At 46.1% G+C, this 15914-nt stretch carries 15 protein-coding genes; 9 read left to right on the top strand and 6 right to left on the bottom strand.

Going from position 1 to position 15914, the window contains the following annotated elements; genetic code table 11:
- The first annotated feature begins 53 nt into the window (after nucleotides 1-53).
- From sfsA to panC, 7 genes are all read left to right on the top strand, one after another.
- Nucleotides 54-761, top strand: a complete 708-nt coding sequence (gene sfsA, locus BS19_RS05450) for a DNA/RNA nuclease SfsA (RefSeq protein ID WP_038173858.1) — start codon at nucleotides 54-56, stop codon at nucleotides 759-761.
- Between the two features lie 139 nt (nucleotides 762-900).
- Entirely contained in the window at nucleotides 901-1347 is a 447-nt protein-coding gene (gene dksA / locus BS19_RS05445; RefSeq protein ID WP_038173856.1) for an RNA polymerase-binding protein DksA, read from the top strand.
- A gap of 72 nt (nucleotides 1348-1419) precedes the next feature.
- Nucleotides 1420-2310, top strand: a complete 891-nt coding sequence (gluQRS, locus tag BS19_RS05440; RefSeq protein ID WP_038173855.1) for a tRNA glutamyl-Q(34) synthetase GluQRS — start codon at nucleotides 1420-1422, stop codon at nucleotides 2308-2310.
- 81 nt (nucleotides 2311-2391) lie between these two features.
- Nucleotides 2392-3756, top strand: a complete 1365-nt coding sequence (gene pcnB / locus BS19_RS05435) for a polynucleotide adenylyltransferase PcnB (RefSeq protein ID WP_038173854.1) — start codon at nucleotides 2392-2394, stop codon at nucleotides 3754-3756.
- Nucleotides 3753-4238: a 2-amino-4-hydroxy-6-hydroxymethyldihydropteridine diphosphokinase gene (gene folK / locus BS19_RS05430; protein WP_038173853.1), complete on the top strand. Its 486-nt coding sequence runs from the start codon at nucleotides 3753-3755 to the stop codon at nucleotides 4236-4238. Before pcnB ends, folK begins: the two co-directional genes overlap by 4 nt.
- A gap of 22 nt (nucleotides 4239-4260) precedes the next feature.
- The gene (panB, locus tag BS19_RS05425) at nucleotides 4261-5055 is read left to right on the top strand and encodes a 3-methyl-2-oxobutanoate hydroxymethyltransferase (protein WP_038173852.1); all 795 of its coding nucleotides are present in this window, start codon (nucleotides 4261-4263) and stop codon (nucleotides 5053-5055) included.
- An 11-nt stretch (nucleotides 5056-5066) separates the two neighbouring features.
- Nucleotides 5067-5966: a pantoate--beta-alanine ligase gene (gene panC, locus BS19_RS05420; protein WP_038173851.1), complete on the top strand. Its 900-nt coding sequence runs from the start codon at nucleotides 5067-5069 to the stop codon at nucleotides 5964-5966.
- 83 nt (nucleotides 5967-6049) lie between these two features.
- On the opposite strand, the gene BS19_RS05415 is transcribed toward panC, so the two are convergent.
- The 3 genes from BS19_RS05415 to BS19_RS05405 form a co-directional block, all read right to left on the bottom strand.
- Nucleotides 6050-6820 (bottom strand): ABC transporter permease, encoded by a 771-nt coding sequence (locus tag BS19_RS05415; protein WP_038173850.1) that lies wholly within the window; start codon nucleotides 6818-6820, stop codon nucleotides 6050-6052.
- A gap of 1 nt (nucleotide 6821) precedes the next feature.
- Nucleotides 6822-7739 carry an ABC transporter ATP-binding protein gene (locus BS19_RS05410; RefSeq protein WP_038173849.1) on the bottom strand — a complete coding sequence of 306 codons (918 nt, stop codon included), beginning with the start codon at nucleotides 7737-7739 and terminating at the stop codon, nucleotides 6822-6824.
- 167 nt (nucleotides 7740-7906) lie between these two features.
- Nucleotides 7907-9577, bottom strand: a complete 1671-nt coding sequence (locus BS19_RS05405) for a SulP family inorganic anion transporter (protein WP_038173848.1) — start codon at nucleotides 9575-9577, stop codon at nucleotides 7907-7909.
- 400 nt (nucleotides 9578-9977) lie between these two features.
- On the opposite strand from BS19_RS05405, the gene can reads away from it, so the two are divergent.
- Nucleotides 9978-10646 (top strand): carbonate dehydratase, encoded by a 669-nt coding sequence (can, locus tag BS19_RS05400; protein ID WP_038173847.1) that lies wholly within the window; start codon nucleotides 9978-9980, stop codon nucleotides 10644-10646.
- Between the two features lie 78 nt (nucleotides 10647-10724).
- Here the strand turns inward: can and hpt are convergent, their stop codons facing one another.
- Nucleotides 10725-11255: a hypoxanthine phosphoribosyltransferase gene (gene hpt, locus BS19_RS05395; RefSeq protein WP_038173846.1), complete on the bottom strand. Its 531-nt coding sequence runs from the start codon at nucleotides 11253-11255 to the stop codon at nucleotides 10725-10727.
- A gap of 318 nt (nucleotides 11256-11573) precedes the next feature.
- Here hpt and BS19_RS05390 point away from each other — a divergent pair, with 318 nt between their 5' ends.
- On the top strand, nucleotides 11574-12194 hold the full coding sequence (locus tag BS19_RS05390; protein ID WP_038173845.1) for a LuxR/HapR/OpaR family quorum-sensing transcriptional regulator: 621 nt from the start codon (nucleotides 11574-11576) through the stop codon (nucleotides 12192-12194).
- A 115-nt stretch (nucleotides 12195-12309) separates the two neighbouring features.
- Here the strand turns inward: BS19_RS05390 and lpdA are convergent, their stop codons facing one another.
- Both lpdA and aceF read right to left on the bottom strand, forming a co-directional pair.
- Complete coding sequence (lpdA, locus tag BS19_RS05385) at nucleotides 12310-13737, bottom strand: dihydrolipoyl dehydrogenase (protein ID WP_038173844.1); 1428 nt, start codon at nucleotides 13735-13737, stop codon at nucleotides 12310-12312.
- A gap of 267 nt (nucleotides 13738-14004) precedes the next feature.
- Nucleotides 14005-15906 carry a pyruvate dehydrogenase complex dihydrolipoyllysine-residue acetyltransferase gene (gene aceF, locus BS19_RS05380; protein ID WP_038173843.1) on the bottom strand — a complete coding sequence of 634 codons (1902 nt, stop codon included), beginning with the start codon at nucleotides 15904-15906 and terminating at the stop codon, nucleotides 14005-14007.
- Nucleotides 15907-15914 lie beyond the last annotated feature (8 nt).

Raw genomic sequence — 15914 nt, 5'->3', positions numbered from 1 at the left:
CCTTGTGGTGTAATAATGGAAATATTGTACATAAAAACAGTAGCCTGTCCCTAATGAAGTTTGAACCCTCCCTTGAATCCGCCGTTTTGATCAAGCGTTATAAACGTTTTTTGGCCGACATCACCCTACCGGATGGCAGTCAACGTACCATTCATTGTGCCAACACAGGCGCGATGACTGGCTGCGCCGAATCGGGCAATAAAGTCTGGTATTCGACATCGGATAATCCAAAACGTAAGTACCCCAACAGTTGGGAGTTGAGTGAAACCGAGCAGGGCCATCAGATTTGTATTAATACCGCTCGGGCCAACCAACTAGCCGTTGAAGCGATCGAAACTGGCGTCATTGACGAGCTGCAAGGTTATCAACAACTGCAAACTGAAGTGAAATATGGCAATGAAAATAGTCGGATTGATATCTTGCTCAAATCACAAAGTAAGCCAACATGTTATATAGAAGTAAAAAGCGTCACTTTATTAGCTGCCAATGGACAAGGTTATTTCCCAGATGCCGTCACCACCCGTGGTCAAAAACATTTGCGTGAACTGACCGAAATGGCTCGATCTGGAAGCAGAGCAGTACTTTTATTCACTGTTTTACATTCAGGGATTGAAAAAGTCTCTCCGGCACACCATATAGACGCCGAATATTCACAATTATTAAAAAACGCGCAAGAACAAGGAGTGGAAGTTTTGTGCTACAAGGCGCAGCTTTCAAGCAATGAGATGAGATTAGTCAAGTCACTCAAATTTAGTCAATAACGACAAAAAATGATGTGACCTTCACATTGACAATAAGTTTACTCTTCAGTATTTGCCTCCAATGATTCTTTTTGCTATAGATAGCCGCCTTAAAATTGACTGCGAGCGCAGTTGACTAGGTATTAGTAGGAGATGCTGCATGCCAGAATCAAAGAAAAAAGCGCTAGGCATCCTAGCCACTGCAGGGGTTGAGCCATACCAAGCGAAAGCGGGTGAAGAGTACATGTCACCTGAACAACTGGCTCATTTTACAAAAATTTTATCGGCTTGGCGCAACCAGCTCAGGGAAGAAGTTGATCGCACTGTGCACCATATGCAGGACGAAGCAGCAAACTTTCCCGATCCCGTTGACCGTGCTTCTCAAGAAGAGGAGTTTAGCTTAGAACTACGTAACCGTGATCGCGAACGTCGTTTAATCAAAAAGATCGAAAAAACACTAACAAAAATCGAAGAAGACGATTTCGGCTTCTGTGAATCTTGTGGTGTCGAGATCGGCATTCGTCGTCTAGAAGCTCGTCCTACTGCGGACCTTTGTATTGACTGTAAGACACTTGCAGAAATCAAAGAAAAGCAGATGCAAGGTTAATTCAACCTTTGCCATAACTATTGAAGGGAGCTTTGGCTCCCTTTTTGGTTTGTTAATGCTAAATAAAACGCTATGAGTTATATTGGTCGCTTCGCGCCTTCACCATCAGGCCCACTTCACTTTGGTTCGCTGCTCGCGGCCCTAGGAAGTTATTTCCAAGCTAAATCACACCATGGCCAATGGTTAGTACGTATTGAAGATCTCGATCCCCCTCGCGAAATGCCTGGTGCAAGTTCGTTGATCCTCAAGACCCTAGAGGCGTATCATCTCTACTGGGATGGCAACGTCGTTTATCAAAGCGAACGTCACTCGTTGTATCAAGCACAAATAGAGCAATGGTTGGCCTCGGGGCAAGCCTATTATTGTCAGTGTACACGTAAGCAGATAAAAGCATTAGGGGGATTCTACCCTGGCACCTGCCGAACGCTGACACTAACCAATCATCATGAGTGTGCGATTCGACTCAGAATGACACACCCTGTCTATCAGTTTGAAGATAGACGTCATGGGGCCTTAACCATCCCTAACGCGCTGGCGGATGAAGATTTTATTATAAAACGCCGTGATGGATTGTTTGCTTACAACCTCGCGGTAGTATTGGATGATATCGACCAAGGCGTAACAGAAGTGGTACGCGGCGCGGACTTAATCGAACCAACAGGACGGCAAATAAGCTTGTACAAAATGCTTGATGTCGCTCCGGTGAACTATTTACACCTACCACTCGCACTCGATGTGAATGGTCAAAAGTTGTCTAAACAAAACCACGCAAAAGCGCTCGACAACGACCAGCCTAAGCCGGCTCTACTTGACGCAATGCAATTGTTAGGTTTTGATTTTGATAAAGAAATTAGCGATTTGCCAATTGGTGAGATCATTCAATGGGGCGTTGATAATTGGCACTTATCCCAACTACCCGCATCGACGAAGATCACACCAATATTCTCAAACCGCTCGCTGTAAGCTATTATTAGCCGCAAATTCGCCCCGATAGGGCCTAAAAAATTAATTTAAAGCAAGGTTGGCTCAACCAACTATTGCCAGATGCACATGAACAAAATTGATGATACTGCAAGCGAAGCCAAAGTGTTTACTGAGCTCGCTCTAAATACTATTACTCGCCAAGAGCATAACATCTCGCGCAAACAGATCAGCGATAATGCATTGAAGGTACTATACCGTCTCAATGGTGCAGGCTTCGATGCGTATCTTGTTGGTGGCGGCGTGCGTGACTTGCTCCTTGGCCAACAGCCGAAAGATTTCGACATTGCAACCAACGCGACACCTGAAGAAATTCGTCAGCTATTTAGAAACTGTCGTTTGATCGGTCGTCGTTTCCGTCTTGCTCACATCATGTTTGGACGCGACATAATCGAAGTGGCGACCTTCCGAGGCCATCACCAAGAGCCAAGCAAGAATGTCGCTCAGCAGTCAAAAGAAGGCATGTTATTGCGTGACAATGTCTACGGCACCATCGATGAAGATGCAGAACGCCGAGACTTTACGGTCAACGCAATGTACTACAGCATCAGCGACTACGCGATTCACGATTACGCGCGCGGAATGGAAGATCTCGAAGATAAATTAATTCGTCTGATTGGCGATCCAGAAACCCGTTATCGCGAAGATCCTGTACGTATGCTGCGTGCGATCCGCTTTGCGGTAAAATTGGACTTCGATATTGAAGAAGACACTGCTGCGCCGATTGAAGAACTCGCGACGCTGTTACAAGATATTCCTGCTGCTCGCCTGTATGAAGAGTCGCTCAAGATGCTTCAATCTGGTCATGGATTGGAAACTTACCACCTAATGCGTGAGTACAATCTTTTCCAACAGCTGTTCCCGATCATTGCAGAGCACTTTACTGAAGACTACTCTTCACCGACAGAGCAAATGCTAGACCTAGCGCTGGACTCTACCGATCAACGTATTGAAGAAGGCAAACGCATCAATCCGGCCTTCATGTTTGCCGCTATGTTGTGGTATCCACTGCAAGAGCGAGCCAAACTGTTGATGGAACAACGTAAGCTCTCTTTCTACGATGCCATCATGGAAGCAAGCAATTACATTCTTGATGAACAAGTACGTACTATTGCGATTCCACGTCGCCACACCGCGACCATTCGCGAAATCTGGCAACTGCAGCTGCGCTTACCTCGCCGTAATGGCAAGCGCGCCTTCCGCTTAATGGAACTAAATAAGTTCCGCGCAGGTTTTGATTTCCTAGAAATGCGTGGCGAAGTTGAGCAAGGAGAAACAGCTCAATTAGCTAAATGGTGGCAGGTGTTCCAAAGTGCCGCGCGCAATATGCGCCAAGCCATGGTTGCAGACCTTGATGACAGCGAAGGGCAACCAAAGCAACGCCGTCGTAAAAACAGTCGTAAGAAGAAGCCTAAGGCCTCATCATGAGCCAGGTCTTTATTGCACTGGGGAGCAACCTTAGCTCCCCTGTCGCACAAGCACACGCAGCCATTGATGCTTTAAAACAATTACCTAAGTCAGAATTTGTCCGTGCCTCATCGCTGTACAGCAGTACACCGATGGGACCACAAAACCAACCTGACTACATCAATGCCGTGGTTGAAATCTCGACAGAATTAACGCCACTTGAGCTACTCGATTGCACCCAAGCAATTGAGCTAGAACAAGGGCGCGTCCGTAAAGAAGAGCGCTGGGGGCCAAGAACCCTTGATCTCGATATCCTTCTTTACGGCAATGAGGTGATCGATTCCGAGCGTTTAACCGTTCCACATTATGGAATGAAAGAGCGTGAATTCGTGCTCTACCCGCTCGCGGAAATTGCACCAAATTTAACCCTCCCATGTGGGACCAGACTAGAAGACTTATTGCAAGTCGTTGAGCAAAACGGTCTGCGTATTTGGCAATCATAGCCAACTCCTGTAAGGAAAAATCATGAAAAAAATTACCATCAATGATCTGATGACTTGGAAGCAAGAAGGTCGTAAATTTGCGACCTCGACCGCTTATGATGCGAGCTTTGCTCAGTTGTTTGAAAGCCAAGAAATGCCAGTTCTGTTAGTCGGTGACTCTCTGGGTATGGTACTGCAAGGAACACGTGACACATTGCCAGTTACCGTCGAAGAGATTGCTTACCACACACGATGTGTGCGTGCAGGTAGCCCTAACTGTCTACTGATGGCCGATATGCCATTTATGAGCTATGCAACCCCAGAGCAAGCGTGTGAAAACGCGGCTACGCTTATGCGCGCTGGGGCCAATATGGTTAAAATTGAAGGTGGTGACTGGTTAGTCGACACAGTGAAAATGCTCACAGAGCGCGCGGTTCCTGTCTGTGCTCACTTAGGTCTGACACCACAATCTGTGAATATTTTTGGTGGTTTTAAGGTTCAAGGTCGCGAGCAAGACAAAGCTGACCGTATGGTTCGTGATGCACTCGCCCTGCAAGAAGCTGGTGCGCAGATTATCTTATTAGAATGCATACCAAAAGAACTGGCCGCGCGAATCACTGAAGTGTGTGAGGTGCCAGTGATTGGTATCGGTGCGGGTAATGTGACGGATGGCCAGATCTTAGTAATGCACGATATGTTTGGAATTTCAGCGAACTACATGCCAAAGTTCTCGAAAAACTTCCTTACTGAAACAGGGGATATGCGCCAGGCCGTGACCAAGTACAAGCAAGATGTTGAAAGTGGCGCGTTCCCTGACGACGCCCACACCATCGCTTAAGGATAACTGCCATGCAAACTTTTGCTGAAATTGCGCTACTGCGCGAACAGATCAAACAGTATAAACGTGAAGGACGCAGTATTGCTTTCGTCCCTACCATGGGTAACTTGCACGAAGGTCATTTGACCTTGGTTCGCAAAGCGCGTGAGCACGCTGATATTGTCGTGGTGAGCATTTTTGTCAACCCGATGCAGTTTGATCGCGCTGATGATCTCAATAGTTATCCCCGTACACTTGAAGATGACTTAAGCAAACTCAACGCCGAAGGAGTAGAACTGGTCTTTACCCCTACTGCTGACGTAATTTATCCTCAAGGGGTCGAAAACCAAACCTCAGTCGAGGTTCCTGGGCTATCAAGCATGCTTGAAGGCGCCTCTCGTCCGGGCCATTTTCGCGGCGTTGCGACCGTCGTAACCAAGCTATTTAACATCGTTCAACCTGATGTGGCATGTTTTGGCGAGAAAGACTTCCAGCAACTTGCCGTGATCCGCAAGATGACTGACGATCTGGCGATGGATATCAACATCATTGGTGTTGCCACTGTGCGCGAGATGGATGGTTTGGCGATGAGTTCACGTAATGGTTTACTCACCCTTGATGAGCGCCAACGTGCGCCTGTGCTGGCTCGTACCATGCGTTGGATTAGTAGTGCAATCCGTGGCGGTCGCGACGATTACGCTTCTGTGATTGAAGATGCCAGCGATCAATTACGTGCCGCTGGTCTTCATCCCGACGAGATCTTTATTCGAGACGCCCGGACACTGCATGCGATCACAGCAGAAACCACCCAAGCGGTAATTCTGATGTCAGCGTTCTTAGGTCAGGCACGCCTGATTGATAACCAAGTGGTTGATCTGGTCATTGAAAGCAAAGAAGAAGAGAGCACTGAATCTTCTTCAGAGACAGAATAAACAACAAAATAAAATAAAGGGTTGGCGCGAAAGCACCAACCCTTTTTATTTTCTTGTGATCGTCAAATGACGAGCCTTATCCACTAACTTCTTAAACCAATGCCCTTGGTCACCAAATAATGCGCAATCGCGTACAGCACCAACACAAACACCGTTAACACACTAAATGAGGTAACAATGCCGACATCTGACACCCCTAAGAAGCCATAGCGGAAAGCGTTAACCATATAAACGATTGGATTAATCTTTGATACCCCTTGCCAAAATTCAGGCAGCAGACTAATCGAGTAAAATACCCCGCCAAGGTAAGTCAATGGCGTCAACACAAAAGTCGGAATGATCGAGATATCGTCAAAGGTTTTGGCATAAACCGCATTGATCAAGCCGCCTAAAGCAAACACGACCGAAGTCATAAAAACGGTGGCAATGATAATCCCCCAGTGCTCAACCTGAAGATCAACAAACAGCAGAGAGACAAACGTGACGATGGTGCCAACGAGTAGGCCCCGAGTCACACCGCCCATCACATAACCCGCAATAATCACATAGTTAGGTACTGGCGCTACGAGCAACTCTTCGATATTTTTTTGTAGTTTGGCACTGAAAAACGACGACGCCACATTAGAGTAAGAGTTAGTGATCACCGACATCATAATCAGACCCGGAACGATGTACTCCATATAACTGAAGCCGTTCATCTGGCCAATTCTCGAACCAATCAAGTTACCGAAAATGATAAAATAGAGCGTCATGGTGATCGCAGGCGGCACTAAGGTTTGCACCCAAATACGAGTAAAACGATTGATCTCTTTGCCTAATAAGCTGCGAAAAGCGACCCAGTATAGACGATACATATTACTTGTCCCCTTCACGAACAATACTAACGAACAACTCTTCCAATCGGTTGGCTTTGTTGCGCATCGATAACACTTTAATGCCTTGCTCTGATAACTGAGCAAAGATGTCATTGAGGCCCTGCGTCTTGTCAATTTCGATCTCAAGCGAGCCCGCGACCATCTGTTGCTTGGTTACGCCTTGAAGTTGCGGCTGTTGTGCGCCCTCTTCGAGATCAAGAATAAAGGTTTCCACTTGTAGCTTACTGAGTAAACTTTTCATGGAGGTATTCTCAATCAACTCACCTTTGTTGATGATGCCGATATTACGGCACAACATTTCTGCCTCTTCGAGGTAATGCGTCGTCAAGATGATGGTAATGCCAAGTTCAGAGTTAATCTCTTTAAGAAACGTCCACATTGAGCGACGTAGCTCAATATCCACACCTGCGGTCGGTTCATCAAGAATCAACAACTGTGGTTCATGCATCAGCGCGCGAGCAATCATCAAGCGACGTTTCATACCACCGGATAGGTTTCTTCCTCGCTCGTCGCGCTTTTGCCACAAATCGAGTTTTGTTAAGTATTTTTTGGCGCGCTCTTTGGCGAGCGATTTAGGCACACCGTAGTAACCCGCTTGCTGCAAGACAATCTGCTCAACCGTTTCAAACTGATTGAAATTAAACTCTTGAGGGACCAGACCTAAATGCTGTTTTGCCTGTTCTAGGTCGTTATCGATGTTGTAGCCAAACACTTTCACTTGGCCCGAGGTTTTATTCACCAGTGAAGAAATAATCCCAATCGTCGTCGACTTGCCAGCACCATTTGGCCCTAATAGCGCGTAAAAATCGCCTTTAGCCACATTCAAGCTGATGCCTTTTAACGCTTCAAAACCACCAGCATAGGTTTTGCGCAGCTGTTCTATTTCTAATGCGTACATAGATAGTATTGCCATTGCTCAAACTAAAACGTCAATCAGTTTATCGTTGGGATACCTTGATTACAATTAAACCTTTCGAATGTTTTGGAAATAATATTTTCGCCTTAACCAAGAATAAAACAGCGCCTTGAGATGACTCCCAAGGCGCTGTTTTGGGCCAGACTAAGCTAGTAAGTCTGCAGCTGTGGCAATTCACCATTAACATGCTTAATCGCCGCATTGAGCGCTTCATAACGGAACTTGAAACTGTTGTGGCTTGAGATAAGATCGATCACATGAAATTTCTCTAGCTGCTGACGTGTCGTCTCGTTGGGACACAAGAGATAAACCTGACAATTGGCATCCTGCGCATCTTTGATCGCGTTTTCTAAAGCCAGACCTACCGTAACATCAATCATAGGCACATCGGTTAAATCCAAGATCATCACTTCATAATCACTAATCCTTGAGTGCTGACGTGAAATCGCTTTCGAAACACTGAAGATCATGGGCCCGGAAAGATAGAAAAACAGCACCTTACCGTTGGCTTTATCCAATAAGCTACGTTCACTGTCTGTCAGCGGCACATCATTATCATCGGCATCACTGATCGCTTTAACCTGACGAGCCTGCTCGCGACTTAAGCGCTCAATGATAATGATATTAGAGATAAACACCCCTAAACCGACGGCCGCGATAAGATCCACGAACACCGTCAGCAACATCACCCCATACATGATCGCCATGCCAGAGAAGCTGACACGATGGGCGCGCTGAATAAAGCTCCAATCAAGAATGTTAAAACCGACATAAACAGCAATACCGGCCAGTACCGCCATTGGAATCGGCTCGGTTAAACCGCCTGCGACCAACACGACCAGTGCCAGCACCAACGCACGAATAACACCGGATAGAGGAGAACGCGCGCCAACTTGAATATTGGTGACCGTTCCCATGGTAGCGCCGGCCCCTGGTAGCGCGCCAAACAGACCGGAGATCATGTTCGCAAGCCCCTGGCCTCGCAGCTCTTTATCTGAATCGTGCTCTTTTCGTGTTAAAGAATCGCCAATAACTGCGGTGAGCAAGGTATCAATACAGCCCAACGTACCAAGCACTAAGGCATCAATCACCATCTCAGTAAATATTGCACCGTCAAAATGAGGTATCACCAATGATGGCAAACCAGCAGGGATCTCACCAATACGACGAATCGAATCAGTATCGAAAATAATCACCGACAATAAGGTAACCGCAACCAGTGCCACCAACTGGGCAGGAACGTACTTGCGATACTGTTGCGGGAAGAAAAACAAAATGCCTAAGGTCAATAAGCCAAGAAACAACTCGCTAAACTTCATATTACTGATAATGTCAGGAATTGCAGAGAGCGTCCCCGTGACGCCTCCTGGCGGCGCAGGCTGACCTAACAAAGGCGAAAGTTGTAAGATGATTAAGATAACGCCAATACCCGACATAAAGCCAGACACGACACTGTAAGGCATCAGTGTCACGTATTTACCGAGCTTGAGTGTGCCGAGTAATATCTGAAATGCCCCGGCCATCATCACCACGGTAAAGGTCATTGCCATACCCGTTTCTGGGTACTTGGCCATCATACTGGTCAGCACTGCCGTCATGATCACCGTCATAGGGCCAGTCGGCTCTGAAATCAGCGTATTTGAACCACCAAACAACGCGGCAAATAAGCCGACCATAATCGCGCCCCACAAACCGGCTTCGGCCCCTGCCCCCGATGCAACCCCAAAAGCTAAGGCTAACGGCAGAGAAATGATCGCTGTGGTAACCCCACCAAACGCATCTCCTCGTAGGTTAAAATCTTCAAAACGACTTGTGAACACAGCAATACTCCATTCCATTTGATGTCCGAACACGCGAGTTGGCCATGACGCTTCCTCATCACTAGGCGTGTTGCGACACAATAAACAACATCTTAGTTTTAACTTATTTTAATTGGATTGGTTAGTGTGGCGAAATAACCATAAATTTTTTAGTAAAATGTAATCGATTTGCTAAAAAAACCACTAACTTCATCACTCTACCAAATGACATCTGCACCAGATAAGGGTTAATTACGCCACATAATTCATACGTTATAACTATTGGTTAGCATAATCGCTAAGTTTATGATTTTTTTAGTTCAAACACGTCAGATGAGTCGCTATCAGACCATTTTAAACGCGACCAAAATTGTAACATTGTGTATAGTCATTCAAGTATTTTTGAAGGACCGCAACTAAGATGCCAGAAATAAAACAGCTATTTGAGAATAACTCTAAATGGTCTCAATCAATCACAGCAGATCGTCCCGAGTACTTTACCAAACTGGAACAGGGTCAAAGCCCAGAGTTTTTGTGGATTGGTTGTTCCGATAGCCGCGTTCCCGCTGAACGTTTAACGGGTTTGTACTCTGGAGAACTGTTTGTTCATCGGAACGTCGCCAATCAGGTGATTCATACTGACCTTAATTGTCTTTCCGTCGTGCAGTACGCTATCGATGTATTAAAAATTAAACATGTAATTGTCTGTGGTCACTACGATTGTGGAGGCGTGAATGCCGCAATCGATAACCCTAAACTCGGCTTGATCAATAACTGGTTACTGCATATTCGCGATTTATACTTCAAGCACCGTGAATACCTTGAGCATATGCCAGCCCAAGATCGCGCCGATAAGCTGTGTGAGATCAACGTCGCCGAACAAGTGTACAACTTGGGCAACTCAACCATAATGCAAAATGCATGGGAACGAGGGCAGGATGTAGAGATTCATGGTGTCGTATATGGTATTGGCGATGGTAAACTGCAATACCTCGGTGTTCGCTCCCACTCACATGATTCGGTTGAAACCTCTTACCACAAAGCGATGGAAGCGATCCTTAACCCTCAACACCGTTTGTTATGTCGCTGAGTTAATCATGCAAAACGCCCGCAAATGCGGGCGTTTTTATCGTCAGAACACGACCAATGATAGTCGCAGCACGAGACATTACTCTTGTGGCACCACTTTGCCGATATACGGTAGATGACGATACTTTTGTGCATAGTCGATTCCAACCCCAACGACAAACTCGTCTGGGATTTCAAAACCAATCCACTCTACTGGCACTTGTACTTCGCGACGCGTTGGTTTGTCGAGCAGTGAACAAATTGCAATCGATTTAGGCTCTCGCAAAGATAGGATCTCTTTGATTTTGTGCAGCGTATTACCAGTATCGATAATGTCTTCGATAATTAATACGTCTTTGCCTTTGATGTCATCATCAAGGTCTTTCAAGATACGCACATCACGCGAGCTTTCCATCGTATTGCCGTAGCTAGAAGCGGTCATAAAGTCCACCTGATGCGTCAGCTCAATACAGCGTGCCAAGTCAGCCATAAAGACAAAAGAGCCACGTAGCAAGCCCACCAAGACTAAATCTTCACTACCTTGATAGTGTGCAGTGATCTGCTTACCTAATTCACGTACGCGATCCTGAACCTCTTGCTCAGAAATCATCACTTCTACTGTATGTTTCATACTGATCTCTTTTTTCACGTTAGCCGTATCTTAAGCGGTATTGTCTTTGCTCAAGTACTGTCTGATGTTTGAGGCGCGTAGTCTAACATTACCCAGCGATGAGAAAAACGTTTGCCTAAAAATAAACACAGAACAACAGGATTTTCTATGTTCAGGTTTCATAACATATTAATAAATCTGATTATAAAATAAACGTAAATCGTTGACCTTCTTGATATGCACCATTACACTCATAGGGCGTCAAGCAATACACATAATACTAATTAGGGCAAAGCCCAATAAATACTATAAACAAGTCATTTGGCAAGGAAATTAACTATGGACTCTATAGCGAAAAGACCGCGTACGCGGCTATCTCCGCAAAAACGTAAGCAACAACTGATGGAAATTTCTGTCGAAGTCTTTGCCCGACGAGGCATAGGCCGTGGCGGCCACGCAGACATTGCAGAAATTGCACAAGTTTCGGTTGCAACCGTGTTTAACTACTTCCCGACTCGCGAAGATCTAGTCGACGATGTACTTAACTACGTTGTACGTCAGTTCTCAAACTTCTTATCTGACAATATCGATCTTGACCTTCACGCCAAAGAAAACCTTAGCAACCTGACGTCTGCAATGATCGAATTGGTCATTAACGATTGTCACTGGCTGAAGGTATGGTTCGAGTGGAGCGCATCGACTCGCGACGAAGTTTGGCCACTGTTTGTGACCACTAACCGCACTAACCAATTGCTGGTACAAAATATGTTTGTTAAAGCAATTGAACGTGGCGAAGTGTGCGATCAACATTCACCAGCAGAGCTTGCAACCTTGTTCCACGGTATCTTCTACTCACTGTTTATCCAAGCAACACGTACACATGATGAAGAGATGATGAAGAAGCTCACGACAAATTACTTAGACATGCTGTGCATCTACAAGCACGCAAAAAATGGCTAATTAATCACGTCTGAATCAGGCCCACTTTACCAGTGGGCTTTTTTATTGCTGTATTTCAGCCAATAAAAAACCGCTGACTTAGCAGCGGTTTTTAACATTCAATCACCAGTGATGATTACTTTTTCTTTTTCGCCTTAGGGTTTGGCAGGTCAGTGATCGTACCTTCAAACACTTCAGCCGCAAGACCAACAGATTCGTGCAACGTTGGGTGCGCGTGGATCGTTAGTGCGATATCTTCTGCATCACAACCCATCTCGATGGCAAGACCGATTTCACCCAGCAGTTCACCACCGTTAGTACCCACGATAGCACCACCAATAACACGGTGAGTGTCTTTATCAAAGATAAGCTTAGTCATACCGTCAGAACAGTCAGAGGCGATCGCACGGCCCGAAGCAGCCCATGGGAATGTCGCTGTTTCGTAGTTAAGACCTTCCGCTTTTGCTTCTTTTTCTGTTTTACCAACCCAAGCCACTTCTGGCTCAGTATAAGCAATTGAAGGAATCACTTTCGGGTCGAAGTAGTGCTTCTTACCTGAGATAACTTCTGCAGCAACATGGCCTTCATGCACACCTTTGTGAGCAAGCATTGGTTGGCCAACGATATCACCGATGGCAAAGATATGCGGTACGTTTGTACGCATTTGCTTATCAACGTTAATGAAACCACGCTCGTCAATTTCTAGACCCGCTTTTTCACCGTCGATAAGTAGACCATTTGGTACACGGCCGATAGCAACAAGAACGGCATCATAGCGCTCAGCTTCTGCTGGTGCTTTTTTGCCTTCCATTGAGACGTAGATACCATCTTCTTTCGCTTCAACTGCCGTTACTTTCGTTTCTAGCATCAAGTTGAACTTGTTCTTCACACGCTTAGTGTAAACTTTAACAATGTCTTTATCGGCTGCTGGGATAACTTGGTCGAACATTTCAACCACGTCTACTTTAGAACCAAGAGATTGGTAAACCGTACCCATTTCTAGACCGATGATACCACCGCCCATAATAAGCAGTTTTCCAGGAACTTCTTTCAGCTCTAGCGCGTCAGTCGAATCCCAAATACGTGGATCTTCATGTGGGATAAACGGCAGTTTGATTGGGCGAGAGCCCGCAGCAATAATAGCGTTATCGAAATTAACTGTTGTTGATTCGCCTTCACCTTCAACAAGGATAGAGTTAGGGCCAGTGAATTTACCGTAACCGTTAACCACGTTAACTTTACGCATCTTCGCCATACCGCCAAGACCGCCAGTCAGTTGGTTAACAACTTTCTCTTTCCAGATACGAATCTTATTGATGTCAGTTTGTGGCTCACCGAATACAACGCCGTGGTCAGCCATCGCTTTCGCTTCTTCGATAACTTTAGAAACGTGAAGCAGTGCTTTTGATGGGATACAACCCACGTTCAGACACACACCACCTAGGGTGCTGTAGCGCTCAATAAGTACAGTTTCAAGACCTAAGTCTGCACAACGGAATGCAGCTGAGTAACCAGCAGGACCAGAACCAAGTACAACAACTTGGGCTTTAATTTCTTTGCTCATTGTGACCTCTTGTAGTCATTATCCCTAACAGGCTGAGTGGGTATTGATTTATTTGTTCAAGTCAATTTGTTTTAAACAGTTATTTTTCAGACCGCCAACAGTTTACAGAGATGTTAATGGAGTGAAAAGTAAATCAATTTAGCCTGTGAGCTAGACAACAATTCGATTGTGAAAACCTTATTTTATCTAAAGTCTCGCATCAAATTGTTCAGTAATTATTTGTAATAGAGGCGGCTCACTTGCCGCCTCTCTATCATCTAGTCTCGATTAAAGAACAAGACGACGAATGTCTGATAGCGCACCATTTAGGAACGTAATGAAACGTGCACCTTCCGCACCATCGATCACACGGTGATCGTATGATAGAGACAGTGGCAGTTGTAGGCGCGGTTCAAATTCTTTACCGTTCCATACAGGTTTCATTTCAGACTTAGACACACCAAGGATACCAACTTCTGGTGCGTTGACGATTGGTGTAAATGCCGTACCACCAATGCCACCAAGGCTAGAGATAGTGAAACAACCACCTTGCATGTCAGCCGCAGTCAGCTTGCCCGAACGTGCTTTCTTAGAGACAACCATCAGCTCTTCAGATAGCTCGTAAATGCCTTTCTTGTTCACGTCTTTAAATACCGGAACAACTAGGCCGTTTGGCGTATCAACAGCAATACCTACGTTAACATACTTCTTAAGAATGATGCTTTCGCCATCTTCAGACAGTGAAGAGTTAAACGCTGGGAAGGCTTCTAGCGCTTTCGCTACTGCTTTCATGATGAACACAAGAGGCGTGATCTTCATACCAGTGTCTTTCTTCGCTTCGATAGCATTTTGTTCTTTACGGAATGCTTCTAGCTCAGTGATGTCAGCGTTATCCCACTGTGTAACGTGAGGGATCATTACCCAGTTACGGTGTAGATTTGCACCAGAGATCTTCTTGATCTTCGATAGTTTCTGAACTTCGGTTTCACCAAACTTACTGAAGTCCACTTTTGGCCACGGTAGTAGACCAAGAGCAGAACCGTCACCGCCTTTGCCAGATGCTGCCGCACCAGACTCTAGACGCTTAAGCGCTTCTTTAACGTAAGACTGAACGTCTTCTTTAAGGATACGGCTCTTACGACCAGATCCTTTCACCTTAGAAAGGTTGACGCCAAATTCGCGAGCAAGACGACGAACAACTGGAGACGCGTGAGCGTACTCATTGTTTTCTTGGAAGTCGCTCGCTGCTGGAGCAGACTCTGTTTTGGCTGCTGGAGCCGCCGCAGGTGCTGCTGTTGGTGCTGGCGTTGGAGCCGTCGCTGCCGGTGCTGCTACTGGCGCTGCGCCTGCAACCTCAAATACCATGATAAGAGAACCCGTTGTGACTGAGTCACCTTCAGCAATCTTGATCTCTTTGACAGTGCCTGCGAACGGCGCTGGAACTTCCATCGACGCTTTGTCGCCTTCCACAGTGATTAGAGATTGCTCTTCTTCTACTGTGTCGCCAACTTTAACCATGATCTCAGTAACTTCTACTTCGTCACCACCGATATCTGGCACGTTTACTTCTTTGTCAGCCGCTACCGCAGGAGCCGCCGCAGGTGCTGCTGGTGCTTCTACTGCTGCAGGAGCCGAAGCCGCGGCGCCAGAGCCAGCCACTTCAAACACCATCACTAAAGAGCCCGTAGAAACTGAGTCACCAGAAGCGATTTTGATCTCTTTAACGATACCCGCGAATGGTGCTGGAACTTCCATTGAAGCCTTGTCGCCTTCAACAGTAAGAAGAGATTGCTCTTCTTCTACTGCATCGCCAATTGCAACCATGATTTCAGTAACTTCTACTTCATCACCGCCGATATCTGGCACGTGAACTTCTTTCAGCTCAACGGCCGCGGCAGGCGCTGCAGCAACAGGTGCCGCCGCTTCAACTGCTGGCGCAGCAGGCGCTGCTGCAGCACCCTCTGCTTCGAAGATCATGATTAAAGAACCAGTCGAAACGCTATCGCCTTCCGCTACTTTGATCTCTTTTACGATACCCGCCTGAGACGCAGGAACTTCCATTGAAGCTTTGTCGCCTTCAACAGTGATCAGTGACTGCTCTTCTTCAACCTTGTCACCAACGTTGACTAGAATCTCAGTTACTTCAACCTCATCAGCACCGATGTCTGGTACATTAATTTCGATTGTCATTGTTTTTC

This window comes from Vibrio pacinii DSM 19139, assembly GCF_000711795.1.
Taxonomy (GTDB): Bacteria; Pseudomonadota; Gammaproteobacteria; order Enterobacterales; family Vibrionaceae; genus Vibrio; species Vibrio pacinii.
This window is presented reverse-complemented; position numbering and strand designations above follow the sequence as displayed.

Coding starts and splice junctions, on each gene's coding strand:
- dksA (WP_038173856.1), top strand. CDS start 901: ATGCCAGAATCAAAGAAAAAAGCGCTAGGCATCCTAGCCACTGCAGGG.
- BS19_RS05410 (WP_038173849.1), bottom strand. CDS start 7,739: ATGTACGCATTAGAAATAGAACAGCTGCGCAAAACCTATGCTGGTGGT.
- lpdA (WP_038173844.1), bottom strand. CDS start 13,737: ATGAGCAAAGAAATTAAAGCCCAAGTTGTTGTACTTGGTTCTGGTCCT.
- panB (WP_038173852.1), top strand. CDS start 4,261: ATGAAAAAAATTACCATCAATGATCTGATGACTTGGAAGCAAGAAGGT.
- pcnB (WP_038173854.1), top strand. CDS start 2,392: ATGCACATGAACAAAATTGATGATACTGCAAGCGAAGCCAAAGTGTTT.
- gluQRS (WP_038173855.1), top strand. CDS start 1,420: ATGAGTTATATTGGTCGCTTCGCGCCTTCACCATCAGGCCCACTTCAC.
- can (WP_038173847.1), top strand. CDS start 9,978: ATGCCAGAAATAAAACAGCTATTTGAGAATAACTCTAAATGGTCTCAA.
- hpt (WP_038173846.1), bottom strand. CDS start 11,255: ATGAAACATACAGTAGAAGTGATGATTTCTGAGCAAGAGGTTCAGGAT.
- panC (WP_038173851.1), top strand. CDS start 5,067: ATGCAAACTTTTGCTGAAATTGCGCTACTGCGCGAACAGATCAAACAG.
- BS19_RS05390 (WP_038173845.1), top strand. CDS start 11,574: ATGGACTCTATAGCGAAAAGACCGCGTACGCGGCTATCTCCGCAAAAA.
- sfsA (WP_038173858.1), top strand. CDS start 54: ATGAAGTTTGAACCCTCCCTTGAATCCGCCGTTTTGATCAAGCGTTAT.
- folK (WP_038173853.1), top strand. CDS start 3,753: ATGAGCCAGGTCTTTATTGCACTGGGGAGCAACCTTAGCTCCCCTGTC.
- aceF (WP_038173843.1), bottom strand. CDS start 15,906: ATGACAATCGAAATTAATGTACCAGACATCGGTGCTGATGAGGTTGAA.
- BS19_RS05415 (WP_038173850.1), bottom strand. CDS start 6,820: ATGTATCGTCTATACTGGGTCGCTTTTCGCAGCTTATTAGGCAAAGAG.